This is a genomic window from Helicobacter sp. 23-1044, from assembly GCF_053654695.1.
On sequence record NZ_JBSIUQ010000034.1, the window covers coordinates 1 to 677 of the forward strand.

A 677-nucleotide genomic window follows, 5' to 3' on the forward strand; every position below is an offset into this window, starting at 1 on the left:
AATTAGGTTAAAAAGCGCGTTTTGATAAATCGCAGAATCTGCTTTGATTTCTTGCGATTTTAGTGCTTTGTAGTCAAATCCTGCTTCGAGCGATAACGCCCCGCCTGTGCGAAAATCAAAGGTTTTGCCAAAAGTTGTGCTAAATCCAAATCCCAAATTTTGCGGTTTTAAATCTGCCAAAAATTGCGTTTTTAAGTCGTTTGAGAAGTAGAAAAAGTCCCCGTATGCCTTTAAAAATAGCGCGTAGGGCAAGTCGATTTTGTAGTGCAGTCCGCCAAATAAATTTATGTTTTTGACTTGCAAATCTTTATCGTGCTTGTCGCGTAATGTGCCATAAGTTAGGGCAAAGTGTGCGCCAAGTGTGTGCGATTCTGCGAGTGTCACGCTAAATGCGGTGATGAAACCATAATCAAATCCGCTTAGTGCGTAGTTTCCTGCCTGTGCGAAAGAGTTGTGATTTATGAAGGGGGTGAAAATGAAATGATAATTTTTGGTGTTAGATTCTGCGATTTTGGGGGCAGAATCTGCGGAATTTAACCCACCCCCTAAATCCCCCTCCGCAAGGGAGGGGGAGAGTTTGTATTTACGCGAGATTCTGCGATTTTTTGCGGTAGATTCTGCGTTTTTATAGAAAAATGTTTCGTTTTGTTTGAGATTTGCGTATTCATTTGCATTTG

General features: G+C 41.2%; 1 protein-coding gene. It reads right to left on the reverse strand.

Annotation, left to right across the window (positions count from 1 at the left end):
• Window positions 1-677, reverse strand: a 677-nt coding sequence (locus ACWIUD_RS12070; protein ID WP_454149413.1) for a hypothetical protein, incomplete at both ends; no start/stop codon positions are given.